Origin of the sequence: Bradyrhizobium lablabi, assembly GCF_001440475.1 — a bacterium.
GTDB lineage: Bacteria > Pseudomonadota > Alphaproteobacteria > Rhizobiales > Xanthobacteraceae > Bradyrhizobium > Bradyrhizobium lablabi.
Window position 1 is genome coordinate 67,457 of record NZ_LLYB01000086.1, and the last position, 17,200, is coordinate 84,656.

The 17,200-nt window shown below is 62.3% G+C and carries 12 protein-coding genes and 1 tRNA gene; 6 read left to right on the top strand and 7 right to left on the bottom strand.

Features of this window, described 5'->3' with window-relative positions; genetic code table 11:
- Positions 1–837 (top strand): trehalose-phosphatase, encoded by an 837-nt coding sequence (gene otsB, locus CQ14_RS24265; protein ID WP_057860362.1) that lies wholly within the window; start codon positions 1–3, stop codon positions 835–837.
- Between the two features lie 196 nt (positions 838–1,033).
- Positions 1,034–2,494, top strand: coding sequence for a trehalose-6-phosphate synthase (locus CQ14_RS24270; RefSeq protein WP_057860363.1), 1,461 nt, complete (start codon positions 1,034–1,036; stop codon positions 2,492–2,494).
- 164 nt (positions 2,495–2,658) lie between these two features.
- Here the strand turns inward: CQ14_RS24270 and CQ14_RS24275 are convergent, their stop codons facing one another.
- Positions 2,659–3,003 carry a hypothetical protein gene (locus CQ14_RS24275; RefSeq protein ID WP_082650018.1) on the bottom strand — a complete coding sequence of 115 codons (345 nt, stop codon included), beginning with the start codon at positions 3,001–3,003 and terminating at the stop codon, positions 2,659–2,661.
- Positions 3,004–3,202: 199 nt separating this feature from the next.
- Here CQ14_RS24275 and CQ14_RS24280 point away from each other — a divergent pair.
- Both CQ14_RS24280 and CQ14_RS24285 read left to right on the top strand, forming a co-directional pair.
- Positions 3,203–3,292 (top strand) — tRNA-Ser (locus CQ14_RS24280).
- 327 nt (positions 3,293–3,619) lie between these two features.
- Positions 3,620–4,312: a DUF805 domain-containing protein gene (locus CQ14_RS24285; RefSeq protein WP_156435359.1), complete on the top strand. Its 693-nt coding sequence runs from the start codon at positions 3,620–3,622 to the stop codon at positions 4,310–4,312.
- Between the two features lie 69 nt (positions 4,313–4,381).
- On the opposite strand, the gene CQ14_RS24290 is transcribed toward CQ14_RS24285, so the two are convergent.
- From CQ14_RS24290 to CQ14_RS24305, 4 genes are all read right to left on the bottom strand, one after another.
- Complete coding sequence (locus CQ14_RS24290; RefSeq protein ID WP_057860532.1) at positions 4,382–5,482, bottom strand: L,D-transpeptidase family protein; 1,101 nt, start codon at positions 5,480–5,482, stop codon at positions 4,382–4,384.
- Between the two features lie 43 nt (positions 5,483–5,525).
- Positions 5,526–6,203, bottom strand: coding sequence for a nitroreductase (locus tag CQ14_RS24295; protein WP_057860366.1), 678 nt, complete (start codon positions 6,201–6,203; stop codon positions 5,526–5,528).
- A 327-nt stretch (positions 6,204–6,530) separates the two neighbouring features.
- Positions 6,531–7,166, bottom strand: coding sequence for a 2-dehydro-3-deoxy-6-phosphogalactonate aldolase (locus CQ14_RS24300; RefSeq protein WP_057860367.1), 636 nt, complete (start codon positions 7,164–7,166; stop codon positions 6,531–6,533).
- 12 nt (positions 7,167–7,178) lie between these two features.
- Complete coding sequence (locus CQ14_RS24305) at positions 7,179–8,093, bottom strand: 2-dehydro-3-deoxygalactonokinase (protein ID WP_057860368.1); 915 nt, start codon at positions 8,091–8,093, stop codon at positions 7,179–7,181.
- Between the two features lie 292 nt (positions 8,094–8,385).
- On the opposite strand from CQ14_RS24305, the gene CQ14_RS24310 reads away from it, so the two are divergent.
- Positions 8,386–9,378: a Bug family tripartite tricarboxylate transporter substrate binding protein gene (locus CQ14_RS24310; protein ID WP_199805603.1), complete on the top strand. Its 993-nt coding sequence runs from the start codon at positions 8,386–8,388 to the stop codon at positions 9,376–9,378.
- Positions 9,379–9,425: 47 nt separating this feature from the next.
- On the opposite strand, the gene CQ14_RS24315 is transcribed toward CQ14_RS24310, so the two are convergent.
- The gene (locus CQ14_RS24315) at positions 9,426–12,017 is read right to left on the bottom strand and encodes a VCBS domain-containing protein (RefSeq protein ID WP_057860370.1); all 2,592 of its coding nucleotides are present in this window, start codon (positions 12,015–12,017) and stop codon (positions 9,426–9,428) included.
- Positions 12,018–12,219: 202 nt separating this feature from the next.
- Complete coding sequence (locus CQ14_RS24320) at positions 12,220–16,092, bottom strand: VCBS domain-containing protein (RefSeq protein ID WP_430650212.1); 3,873 nt, start codon at positions 16,090–16,092, stop codon at positions 12,220–12,222.
- 380 nt (positions 16,093–16,472) lie between these two features.
- On the opposite strand from CQ14_RS24320, the gene CQ14_RS24325 reads away from it, so the two are divergent.
- The gene (locus tag CQ14_RS24325; RefSeq protein WP_057860533.1) at positions 16,473–17,129 is read left to right on the top strand and encodes a FecR family protein; all 657 of its coding nucleotides are present in this window, start codon (positions 16,473–16,475) and stop codon (positions 17,127–17,129) included.
- The last annotated feature ends 71 nt before the right edge of the window (positions 17,130–17,200 follow it).

Below are 17,200 nucleotides of genomic sequence, written 5' to 3' on the forward strand. Positions count from 1 at the left end.
ATGAACGAGGATCTGCTGGAAATGCCGTTGGAAGAAGATATCGTCCGCGAAGACGAAGCTGCGCCGGAAACCGTGCCGGTGCCGCGCTCGCTGGTGCCGCATCTGAGCGAGACTGCCGTTCTGCTCGACATCGACGGCACGCTGCTCGATCTGATGCCGACGCCGCGCGAAGTCTGGGTGCCGCCGGGGCTGGTGAAGACGCTGAACCGCCTGCTGGTGCGAACCAATGGCGCGCTCGCGCTGGTCAGCGGACGCTCGCTCAACGACATCGATCTGATTTTCGCGCCGGATCAGTTTCCGGCTGTCGGCGGCCATGGCGCCGAGATGCGGATCGAGGCCGACAGCGAGTCGGTGGACGCCCATGCGCCGCCGCTAGACAAGGAATTGAAGCGCCGGCTGGCCGCTATCGCAAAACTTAGCCCGGGAATATTGCTGGAAGACAAGGGCTATTCGCTGGCACTGCATTACCGCCTCGCGCCGCACGCCGAGAAGGCGATCTATGCCGCGGTTTCGCTGATCAGGGCGGATCTGCCCAACGCGCCGATCGAGGTGCTGCCCGGCAAATGCGTTTGCGAGATCAAGCATTCCGGCTTCACCAAGGCGAGCGGCGTGCGCGAATTGATGACGCGCGAGCCGTTCAAGGGCCGCCGTCCGTTCTTCATCGGCGACGATGTCACCGACGAAACGGTATTTGCGATCATGCCTGATCTCGATGGCCTTGCCTTCTCGGTCGGTCGTCGCGCCAAGGGCGTTGCGGGACACTTCGATGCGCCGAGCGACGTGCGTGAGTTCCTCGCGCACTTGCTTGACGATGAAAGGGACGCAGCGCTGCCATAATGTTTTTCGTCTCGTCGGCTTTCGAACATAGATTCTCGCGCTTCACGCCGAGGTTCACGACAAAATTTATTTTTCGTGAGTTCCGGTGAGTTCCTGCACGTCGCAGCCCGAATTTGGTTTCAATTCGTTGAAAGGGTGATCAGGAACCATATTGATGAACGGTTGTTAACCGCGGCGTACCAACGGGAGGGGACCTTTGAACCTCGTCGTCGTTTCTAACCGCGTTTCGCGCGGAAAACCCAACGAACCCATGACGGGGGGACTCGCCGCGGCGTTGTTGCCGATCGTTGAGAAGTCGGGTGCCATCTGGGTTGGTTCCTCGGGGCGGGTCCGCGACGGGAACCAGAAGGAACCCTTTGCCGAAGTCGAGGCGCTGGGCGCCGGCGCGCTGGCGATGCTGGATCTGCCGGCTGCGCATTACGGCGGCTATTACGAAGGCTTTGCCAACTCCGCGTTATGGCCGGCGCTGCATTCGCGCGCCGATCTGATTCGCGCCTCGCAGGAGGACTATCTCAGCTATCGCGAAGTGAACGCCTTCATGGCGCGTGCGCTGCTGCGATTCCGCAAAACCGATTCCGCGTTCTGGGTGCAGGATTACCATTTCCTGGCGCTCGGCGCCGAACTGCGCGATCTCGGCGTCACCGAGCCGATCGGCTTCTTCCTCCACACGCCGTGGCCGGCGCGTTCGGTGATATCAGGCGTGCCGCATCATCGCGAACTGATCGAGGCGATGCTGGCCTATGATCTGATCGGTTTCCAGACCGAGGAAGATTGCGAGAACTTCGTGTCCTACGCGCAGTCCGATCTCGGCCTCGTCGTGCATGACGGCGTGATCATCTCGCGCTACGGAAGGACGCGCGCCGCGGTATTTCCGATCGGCATCGATCCGAAGCAGTTCGCCCAGTTGGCGATGAAGGCATCGACCCATCCGGATGTCTCGCGGCTGCGGCGCAGCCTGAACGGCGAGAAGCTCGCGATCGGCGTCGACCGTCTCGACTATTCCAAGGGCCTGATCAACCGCATCAAGGCGTTCGACCGGATGTGGACGCTGCATCCGCAGCTTTCGCGCACCGTCTCGCTGCTGCAGATCGCGACGCCTTCGCGCGGCGCAATCGAGGCCTATGGCAATCTGCAGAGCGAGGTCGCCAGGCTCGTCACCGACGTCAACGGCCAGCATGGCGAGGTCGACTGGACGCCGATCCGATATCTCAACAAGGGCTACGGCCAGGCCGTGCTTGCGGGCCTCTATCGCACTGCGCAGGTCGGCGTGGTGACGCCGCTGCAGGACGGCATGAACCTCGTCGCCAAGGAATATGTCGCCGCGCAAAACCCGGTCGACCCCGGCGTGCTCGTGCTGTCGAAATTCGCCGGCGCCGCCAACGAACTCGACACGGCATTGCTGGTCAATCCGCACGACATCGACAGCATGGCGCGCACCATTGCCATCGCGTTGTCGATGCCGCTCACCGAACGGCGGATGCGCTGGGAAGCGATGATGGCGAAGCTGCGCGGCCATACGATCCAGCAATGGTTCGCCGACTTCACCGACGCGCTGCACGACTGCCAGCTCGACAAGAGCGAGTTGGCGCCTGTGATGACGGAGCCAGCGCTATGGCCGCTTCGCTCCGCCACCAATGGCAACGCGCGGTATCATTAGTGCGGCTGCAGTTTACTCCTGCGCTATGTTCCTCATCCTGAGGAGCCGCGTAGCGGCGTCTCGAAGGATGCAGGCCCGTGGCCTCATGGTTCGAGACGCGCTACGCGCTCCTCACCATGAGGGTTCCAAGTCAGTGTGCTCGGCAAAACCTAGGCCGGCCCGGCCTAATAACAATACGACACGCCATCCAGCACCGGGCAACGCGCCTTGCTCGGCGCGCTCGGATTCTCCATCGGTACGTAGCCGCCCTTGCCGTTGCCGGCGAACACGCCGGGGCCGATCACGACGGACGACTTGTTGCCGATGATGACGCTCGGATGCGGCGAGGCCAGCCTCGATTTCGAGCCGTCGGCCCACACGATGGAGTCGCCCGCAAAGATGCCGCGTCGGCCGTCGTCACAGGTCACGTCTACGCCCTGCTTGGTGCAGGCCTGCGCCAGCGCCGGGCCGGCCGCGGCGGCCGCGAAAGTTGCGACCAGAGCCGAGAGCAGGAGCGTCCGTGCGATCATTATGCGTCCTCCATCAATTCCGCTGCCACTTATCGTCGTCGATCGTGGCCGGATTCCGGTTCAAGGCCCGGCAAAGCGCCTGACATCCGATGCCGGACGTCTAGAATTTCCAAACAAATTCAATGAATTGGGGAAATTTTAGCCGTGGTGGCCGGCGTCCCTTGCAAAATCAGTGCTGCCCCTTCAAGAGAGGGCCTCCGGAGAGATGGCCGAGTGGCTTAAGGCGCACGCTTGGAAAGCGTGTGTGCGGGAAACCGTACCGTGGGTTCGAATCCCACTCTCTCCGCCATCTGTGCAGTGTCCAGCCCGGAGACATAGGTAACGGGTCGTACCTAAGACATGGGTGACAACCTCGTGCCGAGCGGGTTGCAGGGTTTCTGCTCCATGTCGAAGTATCCCAAATCGTAGTGCATGAAGCTGACGCGTCGGGACGGCGGCGGCGAGAATGAGATATCCCGCAAACATCCGCCAACTCGGCTGTCTACCGAACCCGTCCTCCGCATGCGCGAAAGCCGGCTACCGGATCTGACCTCACCCGGCTTGTTGACCCACCATATCGGGTCCCGTACAGGTTGCATTGGGGACATTGTGGCCAAATAGTCTTGGACCGGGGCAGATGATAAAGTTGCCTGAGAGAGTTGACCGACGCCTGTTCTGGACATGGGCCATCCCATTGGTGATCGCGCATTTGGTGTTGTCCGGCGCCGCAATGGCAGGCGTCAACGGAATGGGCGCGGTCGATACGCTTATTATCATTATGCTTGCCGCGTTGGTGGCGTACCGGTTTCGTGACATCGGTTGGCGAGGCTGGATCGGCGGATCGTTCGTGATCGCGACCATGCTGGTCGCTCCGCTCGCGGTCGCCGCGCATGCGATCGCAAACAATCTCCGGCCCGCCCAATTCATGGAAGTGATGAACGAGGTCGGCCTAGTCACCGGCGTTGCAAATCTCGTGCTGCTGGCGGTCGCTGGTTACGTGCAGAGCAGCAGGCTGGAGGCGCCAATCCCTGCCGACCCGTTCGTCGAAGCCTTGCAACCACTGGCCGAAGGGAGTTCGCCACGAGTTGCGGCGAACGAGCCTCGCGTGCCAAATGTCTTTGCAGTGAGTGCCGCAATCATCGTGCTGGTGGTGGTGGGGATTTCCATCACTTTTTTGATTCCGCGTCCCTTTGCGACCAGATCAACTCCATCTGCTCCGTCACAGGCCAGCATTCAGGGTCTGCAGACCCAGAGCAATGGCTTGACCAAGGACACCAACGATTTCCTGCGGCAGCTTTCGCAGCATCCTCCTCGGCCGGCAAGGCAATAGCTCCGAAGTGGTTACGGTGACCGTCGTGATGTGCTGATGATCCCAGCTGACGTAGGACAAGTATTTAGTCTAGCACCGTCCCGACGGGAAACTCGCACGGGCCGCATCACACACAACCGTTTTGGAGAACGGGGTGCCAAACCATTTGCTCGTCAACGAGCCGTCCTTGTCGATCCAGGGGACCGGCGGCAGTTGCGGCAGATACGACGCATACGGCATTACTTTCGCAAGCGTCACTCGGCCCGGAAACTGGGCGAGGAACGCCTTGTTCATTCCGCCGTCCAGGCCGCTGTAGATCGGGGCGGCCGGCGCATTGTCTTCAAGCAATCGCGCGTATTCGAGGTCGTCGGCGCGCCGCTTCTCCTGCGCCCGCCGCGCGATTTCCGGATTGACGACCAAGGGGGGACATTTTTCGGTAGCGTTGAACACGAGCGGCGACGGCGAATTCGGGGGAGGTTGCGCATCGAATACATAGCGGCGGTTGCACACATCCACTTTGGGTTCGCGTTGCGTCGTCTCGAAATGGTCGTTGCCGACCTTGAGCATTTTCCAGAAGGAGAGGTTGGGACTATTTCGATGCCGCGCCAGATTCGAAGGCGTCAGGCGGAACGGGTAGGCCTGCACCTGGAACGACGGCCGGCCGCTGAGTGAGTCGCGCGCCAGAGAATAGATCTCGCTGATCTGTTCGTCGGTCATGGCATAGCAACCGCTCGACCAGCAGTCGCCGTGGATCATCAGGAAGCTGCCGTTGCGCTTGTTCGCCTTGTCAAAACTGTTGGGGTAGCCGAGGTTGATCGAGAGATAGAAGTTGGAGTTGGGATTCATCAACTCGGGCGTAATCGTATAATACCCTTCGGGAGCCTGCCGGTCGCCCTCGTACAATTTCGGCCCGAGATCGCCCGACCACCGGCAGATCGGATAGGTCTTGAGGATCTGGAAGCGGCCGCTCGTGTCCTGTTTCCAGACTTCGAGCTCCGCCTCTTCCTTGAAAAGACGGATAACGATCGGCGAATATTTCGGCATCTTCTTCTGTTCGAGCAGCGCGAGCAGCTCGGGCGGCAGCTCCTGTGTTGCCTTGGCCGGCAACGGTTTTGTGCTTTGGCCAAGGCACGTGACAGGCGTCAACGCCGCGGCAACAGCGGCCGCCAGCACCAGTGCACGTCGGGCCATCGCGCGGATCACTGCTGCATCTCCAGCCGTTTCGTCCGCGCGCCTACTTCTCGAACCCGACGAACACCGTGGCTTCCTCGACGGACTTCCGCTCCGACACCACCGCATTCGCCGGAAAGGTTTCATCCGGCCAACCCAGCGCGATGCTTTTCATGATGACCTGATCGTCGGCGATCCCTGCGTGCTCGCGTACCACGGGGGATTGCATGATGCCCTGGCTGTTGATGACGGCGCCCAGCCCGCGGGACCAGGCGGCATTGACGAGCGCGGTCGCCACGGCGCCGCAATCGAAGGGCGTATCGTCGCTGCCATCAAGCACGCGGTCATAGGTGATGATCACGCAGACGGGCGCGTCGAATTGACGGAAGCCGCGCAGTACCCAGTCCTGGCGCTTCTCCTTGTTGTCGCGCTCGATTCCCATGGCGGAGAATAATTGCTTGGCGACGCCGACCTGCCTGTCGCGGTGCTTGCCTGCGAAGGGCTGCCCGGTACGGAATTCGCGCGATTGCGGTATGCCCGCCACCATCCGCTCGGTGTTGCCGGCGCGGATCCGATCCAGCGGTTCGCCTGATATGACGTAGAAATTCCAGGGCTGGGTGTTCATCGACGATGGGGCGCGCATCGCCAGACCAATGATTTCCGCAATCAGCGCCTTGGGTACCGGATCGGGTTTGTAACCGCGGATACTCCGGCGACCGAGAATAACGTCATCAAACAGCATCTGTGGGATTTCCCTGACAAGTTCTGAAACAACCGGGATTTTCGCGGTTTCTGCACTCTCGCGCAAGCGACGGCGGCGTGTCCTCAACGGTCTAGCCACGCGGAACATGATCGCATCGATGTCGCGCGCACGCAGTCGTTTAGCGAATTCTGGGATGATCAAATTGTGCCGCTGATTTGCCCGACGTGTCAAATTTTCGGTCCAGGCCGCCGGTTGCGGCGGCCGCCGGCTACTTTGCATGGGGTTGTTTTCGATATTTTTGGTGGGAGCCGCGGCGACTAGGCGCGGCATGCCCGCGACGAGAGCGTGCGACGGCGGGCTGCTCCTCTACCGCTGTTGAATCGCCGCGTCATACGCCTCGATCGTCGCCCTGGCGCGGTCGGCTACTTCCGCCGCCGTCATGCCGGGCTTGTAGAGGCTGCTGCCGAGGCCGAACGCCATGATGCCGGCCCTGACGTAGTCCGCAAAATTCTTGTCGGAGACGCCGCCGACGGCGGCAATCATCAGGTCCGGGGGAAGCACGGCGCGGATGGCGGTAATGCCGGCGGCGCCGAGCACGCTCGCGGGAAAGAATTTCAGGCTCGAGGCGCCGGCCTTGGCGGCGAGCAGCGCCTCGGTCGGGCTGAAGACGCCGGGCATCGTGACCATCCCGCGCGCCCGGGCGCCAGCAATGATTTCGGGATCGACATTGGGGCTCACCAGAAGCCGGCCGCCCGCGTCGTGAAGCCGCGCGACGTCGTCCAGCGCCAACACGGTGCCTGCGCCAACCAGGATTCCGGCAGGGGCTTTCTTGACGGCGATCTCGATCGAGCGGAACGGGTCCGGCGAGTTGAGCGGGATCTCGATTGCCGTCATGCCGCTGTCGATCAGCGCATTGACGATATCGCCCACTTCGTCGGGCTTCACGCCACGCAGGATCGCGACCAGCGGACGCTTCATCGGGGGGAAGGGGACAACGCGCATTCGTGTGATCCTCTAGACATTCCAAATCGATTGCGCGGCCATCGAAAGGCCGCGACGGACCGCATCCTCGGCGCCGATTGTTCTGACGGGAACGGCGACCGTGTCAAACGCCAACTGGTAGAGCATCTGGAGCCTGCCTGACGCCACCAGCGTGATTCCGTTCCTCGGCACCTGTCCGGCGAGCCCGCCCGCCAATTCGAGACCGATCAGGGTGCCCGATATTTTCTCGCGGGCCGAGGATGGCGTGCCGCCGTGGAGGAGCTGGCCCGATCGCACCTGGAACAGCAGATTGGCGGCGTTCGCAGGCGTCTCGAATGCGCTGATGACTGCGGACTTGAAGGCTTCGGCATCTGTCGCGTCGTCGGCGCCGGCCACCGCGTGGGTCAGAATCGTTTCGCGCGATATGACGTCGAACAGCTCTCCCGTCATGAACGTGGCGAAGCGTTCGACGGTCCCTCTCTTGGCGCTGACCCACTTCGAATGGGTGCCCGGCATGCAGACGAGCGCATCCCCCGCAGCGTCCATGCCGAGGGCACCGAGCAATTGTGTTTCCTCGCCCCGCATGACATCGGGCGCCTTGGGATCGCGTTGCGCGATTCCCGGCAGGATGCGGATGTCGCGATGCTGTCCAGGCACCGCGACGGCCTGCTTCAGGATCGATGCGAGCGGTGCCGGCGTATCGACATATCCGGCCTCGACCCATCCCTGCCGGGCGCCGGCCATGCCGCAGATGATAACGGGCAGCCCGTCTGCGGCGCGAACGGCGTCCAGATGCGATTGCAGCACCGCCGGAAAGCCCAGTCTGCCCGCCGCCGTCATGCCCTCCTGGCTGCGCCGTTCCGCGAGGACGTTGCCGGTTCGATCGACGAGCCAGAGCCGAAAACTGCTCGTGCCCCAATCGACCGCGACATATGCAGGCTGGCTCATTTCAGGTTCGTCCCGATGCTATCTGCGCTTCCGGGACATGTTATCACGGCGATCTGCCCGGTGTCGCGATGCTGGATCGACGGCGCCGCGAAGGACCAAATGTCGCTTCGCCTGCGCGAATTACACTCGCTTTGCAGTTGATTTGTAGAAATGCAATCAGCATGATCCCGGGTTATGCGGGGTCGCGCTGCTTGCCAGCGCCAGGCTTCGCCAATCAGCGCGCATCGCAAAGAATGCGCCATAACAACAAACAAGAACCATAACAATAAACAAGACTTGGGAGGATATGATTGTGATCAACCGATTTGGTAACAGCGCGCTTATTGGCCTTGGCCTCTTGATTGCCGCGCTCACGCCGCAGGCTCACGCCCAATCGACCGCGAAGACGGTGACGCTGGTGGTGCCGTTTGCGGCCGGCGGCGGCACGGATACGGTCGCCCGCCTGATTGGCGAGCGGATGTCGAAGACGCTCGGCCAGACCGTCATCGTCGAGAACGTGGTCGGCGGCGGCAGCACGCTGGCGAACGATCGCGTGGCCCGATCGGCGCCCGACGGCTCCACGATCCTGATCAATCACGTCGCGCTGCTCGCTGCGCCCAGCCTGTTCACCAATTTGCGATACGATACCAAGACCGCGTTCGAGGCGGTCGGCCTCGTCAACAACGCGCCGATGGTTTTGATCGGCCGGAAGTCGATCCCCGGCGAAGGCCCGAAGGACCATGTGGCCTGGATCAAGGCGCAACGCGACAAGGCGAACTTCGCGCATGGCGGCCTCGGGACCAACAGTCACCTCTGCGCCGTGATGATGGGTAACGTGCTCGGCTTCAAGCCGACGGTCGTGGCCTATCGCGGATCCGCGCCGGCAATCGCCGATCTGCTGGCGGGGCAGATCGATCTGCTGTGGGATCAGGTAACCAATGCCTTGCCGCAGATTCAGGCCGGAACGCTGCATGGCATCGCCATCACGTCGCCGCAACGGCTCGAACAGTTGAAGGACGTGCCGACTACCGCCGAGCTCGGTATGCCCGAGGTCAGTTACTCGATGTGGCATGGGCTCTACGTGGCAAAGGGTACGCCGAAGGAGACCATCAATGCGCTGAATTCGGCGCTCCGTGCCGCACTGTCGGAGCCGGACCTTGTGGAGAAGCTCAAGCAGCTCGGGACCCTGCCATTCCCGGCCAACGAGTTGACGCCCGAGGCGCATGCGCGCCTGTTCGCCGACGACTTGCCGCGCGTGGCGAAGCTCATTGAAAGCTCGGGGATCAAGGCGAGCGAAGCGAAGTAAGACGCCTTTCGATGCGGAATGGTTGCGCCGAAACCGGCGCAGCTCCATCACATGATCAGATCGTGCGGTGCATGGGCGACGGCGGCGTTACCCGGCTGGTTCCAAACGAAACTTTCGGACCATTGTGCAGACAACTCGACCGTTTGCGCTGCTGCTGAAATCGTCGGCGGCCCGCTGGTTTCCGCAGCGTTTTCGGGCGAGCTGATCGGTGCCGGGCTGTCCTCTGCAGGGTCGATGACATTCGCCGCGCTGACGTCGGACATCTTGTCCTTGAAGTGGAACGTGTCGTTGGCGCCGTTGATGGTGATTGTCACCACCTGTGCGGTGCCGTCGATGGTGGTCACCTTAAAGGTGTCGGTCAGCGTGTCGCAGTCGTTGAGCGCCTGCACTTCGCAATTGGCGTTGTCGAGCTTGTAGGTCCAGACGCCGTCCGCCGTCATCGTGAAGCAGCCGTAGCCGCCATCGCTCGCCTTTGGCGAGCACACGGCGGTGAAGGTGTTGGGCGTGTTGTCGACGTCGGTGTCGGTGAGCGTGCCTTTCGCGATCGGCGTACCGTCGATGCAAGCGCCGGCTTCGGTTACCGAGCCGGTCGTAGCGCCGCAAATGACGGCAGCGTCGTTGGCGCCGTTGATGGTGATCTTCACCACCTGCGGGGTCCCGTCGATGGTGGTCACCGTAAAGCAGTCGGTCAGCGTGTCGCAGTCGTTGAGTGCCTGCACTTTGCAGTTGGTGTTGTCGAGCGTGTAGGTCCAGACGCCATCCGTCGTCATGGTGAATGTGCCATAGCCGCCATCGCTTGCCTTTGGCGTATCGATCGCCGTAAAGGTGTTGGGTGCGTTGTCGACGTCAGTATCGGTGAGCGTGCCTGTTGCGGTTGGCTTACAAGATATCGAATTGGCCACGCCGCCGGCCTCGATGACCGAGCCGTGCTTGGTTCCGCAAATGATGGCGGCGTCGTTGGTGCCGTTGATGGTCACCGTCACGAGCTGCACGGTGCCGTCCAGTGAGGTCACGTTGAACGTGTCGGTCAGCTCGTCTCCGACATTGAGGGCCTGTACTTTGCAGTTGCTGTCGTCGAGCGTGTAGGTCCACACGCCGTCGGTCGTTATGGTGAAAGCGCCATAGCCGCCATCGCTGGCCGTCGGGCATTTGACCGCCGTAAAACCGGGCGCGTTGTCGACGTCGGTAGCGGTGAGCGTGCCGGTCGCCGTCGGCGGGTGGCACTTGGTGCCGCCGTCCTCGGTCACGAAGCCGGTTGTAGCGCCGGATATGACGGCTGCGTCGTTGCTGCCCTTGATGATGAGTGTCACCACCTGTGCGGTGCCGTCGATGGTGGTTACCGTGAAGGAGTCGGTCAGAGTGTCACCGATATTGAGCGCCTGCACCGCGCTGTTGGAATCATCTACCGTGTAGGTCCAGACGCCGTCCGTCGTCATCGTGAAGGTGCCGAAACCGCCTGCGCTCGTGGCCGGAGTGTCAACCGCCGTGAAAGTATTGGGCGCGTCATCGACGTCGGCGCTGGTGAGCGTCCCGCTGGCGCTCCGCGCACCGCTGGCGCTCAGCGCGCCGAGCGTGGTGTTGGCGACGACGCCGGCCTCGATCGCCGTGCCATTGGTGGCGCCGGAGATGATGGCATGGTCGTTGACGCCATCGATGGCGATCGTAAATGGTTGACGGGCCGAGAGCGTGCCGTCGGATACGGTGATCGTGAAATCCGTGGTGGTCGGCGCAGTCAGCGCATTGATCGCGTCATTGTCCGGAACGAACGTGTAGTCGCCGGTTGTGCTATCGACGTAAAGCGTGCCGTAGGGACCAGCCTTTGACACATTGTAGGTTACGCCATCGATCACGGTGCTGCCGGCGGTTCCTCCGTTGATGCCGAAGGTCAGTGTCGCGCTGTTGGGGCTGCTGGCTACGAAAGTGCCGCTTGTTGCGGTGAAGAGGTCAAAGATGGAGGTGTCGATTTCGGTCGGCCCGGTCACCGCATTCAGCGTCGGCGGCGTGGGCGGTGGCGGCGGTATTTTGCCGACAATCATCTCCGTGTCCGAGGCGCGGATCACCGCGGGCAAAGCGGGCAAATCCCGCTCTGGGGGAGCTCCATCAGTCTCGATGAAATTGATCGGTTGCACGGGGAGGTGCTCGAGCGAGGGAGGCGTGCTCGATCCCGTCGACCCCCCTAGTCCCCGCTCGTAGGTGGCGAGCGCATCCTGTTGGGCCGCCTGCAATTCGGTCATTCGCGCAGCCGAGTTGGTGCTCTGGGTGACGCTGACCGAGGACCCCTGCGAACGAAGAGTGATGGTCTGGCCGGGATCCTCGACGAGCAAGTGCCGCGGGATCGCCTCCTTGGTGATGAGCTCGAACGCGCCGTGCTCGAGGTGCCGGTATGTGATGCTGTCGTCGTCGAGGAATGTGACATTCGGGTCGGCGGCCTGGACCTTCGTCGTCACCGAGAAGGTCAGGGCCGTGAGCCACAGCATGCCGAACCTGCCGGCATCGGCCCGGCTTTTTTGATCGTCAACCACCACCTGAGCGGCAGTTCCGTTCGCACGCCCGAGCGGGCCGCGGCCGGCCGTCGCCTTGAGGTTCCCGATGACGCGAGAAACCAGAGCCGCCGGCTTGCGTTCGTTGCCAGTGAGCATTGGTTGATCCCCTCAGCCACTCGCTTGGTGTGCATTTCTTCTTGTTCAGGCTTCACGCGCACGTATCCCGGCGCGCCCGGCGCCGAGACCTCCTGTTCCAAAGTAGACCAATCCATGTGCGCCAGCTTTAGGCCCAAAAGGAGTAATCCTTTTGGGCTGCTCGGCATGCCCGAGGTGGCAGCGCTGTAATCAGCGCTGCCCCTCACACGATCAGTTCGTGCGCCGCATGGGCAGCGGCGTGCCCCATGTGGCCCCAGGCGTGGCCGAAATTTGTGTGGTCCGTTGGCGGGGACAGTTCAATTGGTTGGGCCATCTCCGAAGCCGCCGGTAGATCGTTGGGGTCCGCCGCTCCTGCGGGATGACCGATCGACACTGCGATGTGGCCCACCTCCGTGTCCTCGACGACGGCAGGAGCTCCGGCGGCAGACATCTTTTCCTTGAAGTGGAATGAGCCTCCAAGCCCATGCATATGGGCTGCCGCTGGGGCAGGAGTAGCAGCGGTTGTCGTTGGTTCGAACTCAGCGGCTTCATGCTTGGACGCCGTTCCGTGCTTGTTCGGTTCGTCTGAAGCCGAATGGTGACTGTTTGAGTTCGCATGGCTTGCATGGCCGTTAGGATCGTCATCAATCGCGACGTCATTGGTCACTGGCGGCTTGGTACCGTGGCCTTGTCCCTGATTTTCGTTGTTCCACGCAATGTTGGCGTGCGTTGCGGAATGCGACGGCGCCTCAGTGCGCGAGTGTAGGGGGCGGCCATCGTCGATCTGTTGCGACGTGGCTATATCGTCGTTCATCGCGGCGACATTCGTGCCGTAGAGGGCGGTGTCGAGCATGGACTGCTGATTCAACGCGAAGTTCTGCTCCGTCGTCATCGTGGTGTGGACAGCTTTCGCATCGATTGCTGCTCCGCTTGCCGGCGCAACTGACCCGTCATCGGTTAATTCGGTCGGCTGTGTCGCGATTTGGTCGAAGCTGAAACTGGCAAACTTGGAATAATCGGTTGAATCGTTGTGATTTCGAGCGGCCTCGTAGCTGCCGTCCACGCCGGTCGTTTGCGGCGTCCAGTTCCCATTGGCGACGAGCGTGCCGTCATTGAGAGGCGAGTCGGGCAGTATTCCGGCGGTGGTGGCGACAGCCGCCTCTTCTTCCACCGTAGCGGTAGCGGTCAGCTCAGGACTGATCAGTTCCTCGGCTGCCACGACAGGTGCGGCCGCCGATTGCGTGATGAAATCCGAGGGCTGAACGGTCGCGATCCCCTGCAGATGGATTTCCACCAGGCTGGAATCGCCAATGCTCAAGGTTTGATCCGTCGGATTGACGTATACGATTGTTTCGTTGCTTGCGCTGTCATAGCGCCACGCGACAGTGTGCGCCGGCACGGACGTGCTGGTGGACGTCAGCGCCAGGAACGCAAGCGCACCCAATGCCGTCAAATCGATCTTATCGGCTCCCGATCTGAAATCGGAAATGATGTCGAACTGTGTCCTGTTGGAGTCTACCGCGGACAGATAAACGAAGGTGTCGTCTCCATTGCTGCCGGTGAGAAAGTCCGCTCCAAATCCGCCGATGATGGTGTCATTTCCATTGTTGGCATTGATGGTATCGCTTCCCGAGCCGCCGTAGATCGTGTCACCCCCGTCATTGCCCTTGACCGTGTCATTGCCGGAGCCTGCGTAGATGGTGTCCGCTTTACCGGTGCCGTTGAGGGTGTCATCACCGGCGCCCCCATAGATGATTTGTCCCTCGTCGCCGCCTCCTGCGATGGAGTCATGTCCAGGAGTCCCATGGACGATGTTCGGCGGTTCGAAGCTTACGGCCGTCCCGAGGGCCAGATTGTCGAAATCGTTGGGGTCCGCGTCGCTGGCGCCGCGGATGGCGATCGTCACCACTCGTGCGGTGCCGTCTATGGAGGTCACCGTGAAGGTGTCGGTCAGCGTGTCGCCGACATCGAGCGCCTGCACCACGCTGTTGGTGTCGTCGAGCGTGTAGGTCCACACGCCGGCCGCCGTCATCGTGAAGGTGCCGTAGCGGCCGTCGCTCGCCGCCGGCGCACTAACTGCCGTGAACGTGTTGGGCACATTGTCGACGTCGGTGTCGGTGAGCGTGCCGGTCGCTTTCGGCACGCCGGGCGTGGCGCCAGCCTCGATCACGGAGCCGGTCGCGGTGCCGGAAATGATGGCGGCGTCGTTGGTGCCGGTAATCGTGATCGTCACTACCTGCGCGGTGCCGTCCACGGTGGTTACCGTGAAAGTGTCGGTGAGCGTGCCGCCGACATTAAGCGCCTGCACCGCGCTGTTGGCGTTGTCGACGGTGTACATCCACACGCCGGCTGCGGTCATCGTGAAGCTGCCGTAGCCACCCGCGCTCGCCTTTTGCGAGCTGATCGCGGTGAAGCTGTTGGGCGCATTGTCGGGGTCAGTGTCGGTAAGCGTGCCGGTCGCAATCGGCATACCCGGTGTGGCATTAGCCACGCCGCCGGCCTCGATCACCGAGCCGGTCGCGGTGCCGGAAATGACGGCCGCATCGTTGGTGCCGGTAATGGTGATCGTCACCACCTGCGCGGTGCCGTCTATGGTGGTTATCGTGAAAGTGTCGGTCAGCGTGTTTCCGACATTGAGTGCCTGTACCGCGCTGTTGGCGTTGCTGAGCGTGTAGGTCCACACGCCGGCCGCCGTCATCGTGAAGGTGCCGTAGCCGCCATCGCTCGCTGCCGGCGCGCTAACTGCCGTGAACGTGTCGGACGCATTGTCGACGTCGGTGTTGGAAAGCGTGCCCGTCGCAGTCGGGGTACCCGCTGTAGCATTGGCGACGCCGCCGGCTTCGAGCACTGAACCGGTAGTCGTGCCGGAAATGATGGCCGCGTCGCCGGCGCCGTGGATGGTGATCGTCACCACTTGCGGCGTGCCGTCGATCGTCGTCACCGTGAAAGTGTCGGTCAGCGTGTCGCCGGCATTGAGCGCCTGCACCGCGCTGCTGGCGTTGTTGAGCGTGTAGGCCCACACGCCGGCCGCCGTCATTGTGAAAGTGCCGTAGCCTCCCGCGCTCGCCTTTGGCGAGGTAACCGCCGTGAAAGTATTGGGCGGATTGTCGACGTCGGTATCGGTGAGTATGCCGGTCGCGGTCGGTGAGCCGGGCATGGCATTGGCGACGCCGCCGGCTTCGATAACTGCGCCGGATATCGCGCCGGAAATGATGGCCGCATCGTTGGCGCCGTTGATGGCGATCGTGAAGGTTTGGCTGGCCGACAGCGTGCCGTCGGATACCGTGATGACGAAGTTCGTGGTCGTGGGCGCGGTCAGCGCGTTGATGGCGTCACTATTCGGAACGAACGTATAGGCGCCGGTCGTGCTGTTGACGTAGAGCGTGCCGTAGGGACCGGCTCTCGATACATCGTACGTCACCCCATCGAGCACGGTGCTGCCGGTGCTTCCTCCGCTGATGCCGAAAGTCAGCGTGGCGTTGCTGTTGGAGCTGCTCGCAACGAAGGTGCCGCTGGTTGCCGTGAAGACGTCGAAGACCACGGTGTCGATTTCGGTTGGCCCGGCCGCGGCGTTCAGTGTCGGCGGCAGCGGCGGTATCTTTCCGAGAATGTCCTCGGGGGGAGGAGTGAAGAGCAGCGGGGGCATTGTGAGCGAATTTTGCGCCGGGATGGCTTCCTCAATCTGAATGAAATTGATCGGTTTCGCCTGCAGGGGGGCGAGGAAGGGAGGCGTGCTTGATCCGGTTGCCCCCGGTCCTTTCTCGGCAGTGGCGAGCGCTTCCCGCTGAGCCGCCTGCAACTCCGCCATTCGCGCAGCAGAGTTCATGACTGCGTTCACGTTGACCGAGGACCCTTGCCGGTGCAGGACGATGGTCTGCCCGGGATCCTCAACGAGGAAGTGCCGCGGGATCGCCTCCTTGGTGACAAGCTCGAACGCGCCATGCTCGAGGTCCTTGTATGTGATGCGGTCGTCGTCCAGGAATGTGACGTCCGGGTCGGCGGCCTGGACCTTGTTCGTCATCGAGAAGGTCAGCGCTGTCAGCCACAGCATGCCGAACCTGCCGGCATCGGCCCGGCTTTGGGGATCGTCAACCATCGCCTGAGCGGCAGTGCCGTTCGCACGCCCGAGCGGGTTCCGCCTGGCCGCCGCCTTGATGTTGCTGATAACACGGGGAACTAGGGCCGCCGCCGGTTTTCGTTCGTTGCCAGTGAGCATGGTTGACCCCCTCTGCCACTCGCCTTGGTGCGCATTCCTCCTGTTCCGCCTCTGCGCGCACCATGATATCCCGGCGCTTCCGGCCAACGGCCGACCGCCGAGACCTCCGGTTCCAAAATAGACCAATCCATGTGCATCAGGTTCAGGCCCAAAAGAGGTAATCCTTTTGAGCAAATGCCGGATGGTGCGCTGCCCCGAACCGGGGTTTAATGTCGCCCTGGCTGGCGCTGTTCGAAGATCTCTCAACAAGAGGGGCGATCATGTACACGCATGCGATTACCGCATTGGTGGCAGGTTTGGCTCTGGCAGCGGCGGGGCTGTCGCCCGGTCCGGCTCAAGCGCAACGCGGTTCGGCAACGCCCGCCGTTCAGGATGTTGCATCAAAACCCATTGGAAGAATTGTCGTCGCCACAGGTTCGGTCACCGTTGAACGTGCGGGTGCGGTGGTCGTTCAGGCCAGCACCGCAGGCCAGGCCGGTCAGGCAAAAGTTGGCGATCTCGTCTATCAGGGCGATGCGGTTGCGACCGGCGCCGACGGTCGGGTCGGTATCAACTTCACCGACGGCACCTCGTTCAATCTGGCGAACAACGCGCACATGGTCTTGAACGAGTTCGTTTACGACCCAAACGGGACGTCCAATTCCAGCCTGATCAATCTGACCAAGGGAACCTTCACCATCATCGCCGGCAAAATCGCGAAGACCGGGGATATGAAGGTCGACACCCCGGTCGCGACCATGGGCGTTCGCGGCACCACGCCACGCGTCGAAATCTCGGACGATGGGACAGTCAGATTTTCAACGCTCATCGAAGAGGGCAAGAGCAAGCCTGCGGGAAAGCCGGCGGCACCTGCAGCACAGCAACCCGAACGAAGGGCTTTTCCAAAATCGAACCTGAACATCTGTCGGGGGTGCTAGGGCCGTTGTGGGAGGCGAGCCGATCGCGCCACTCGCAACCTGAGACGTCCGGGCGTGGGGAGTTGAAGTCA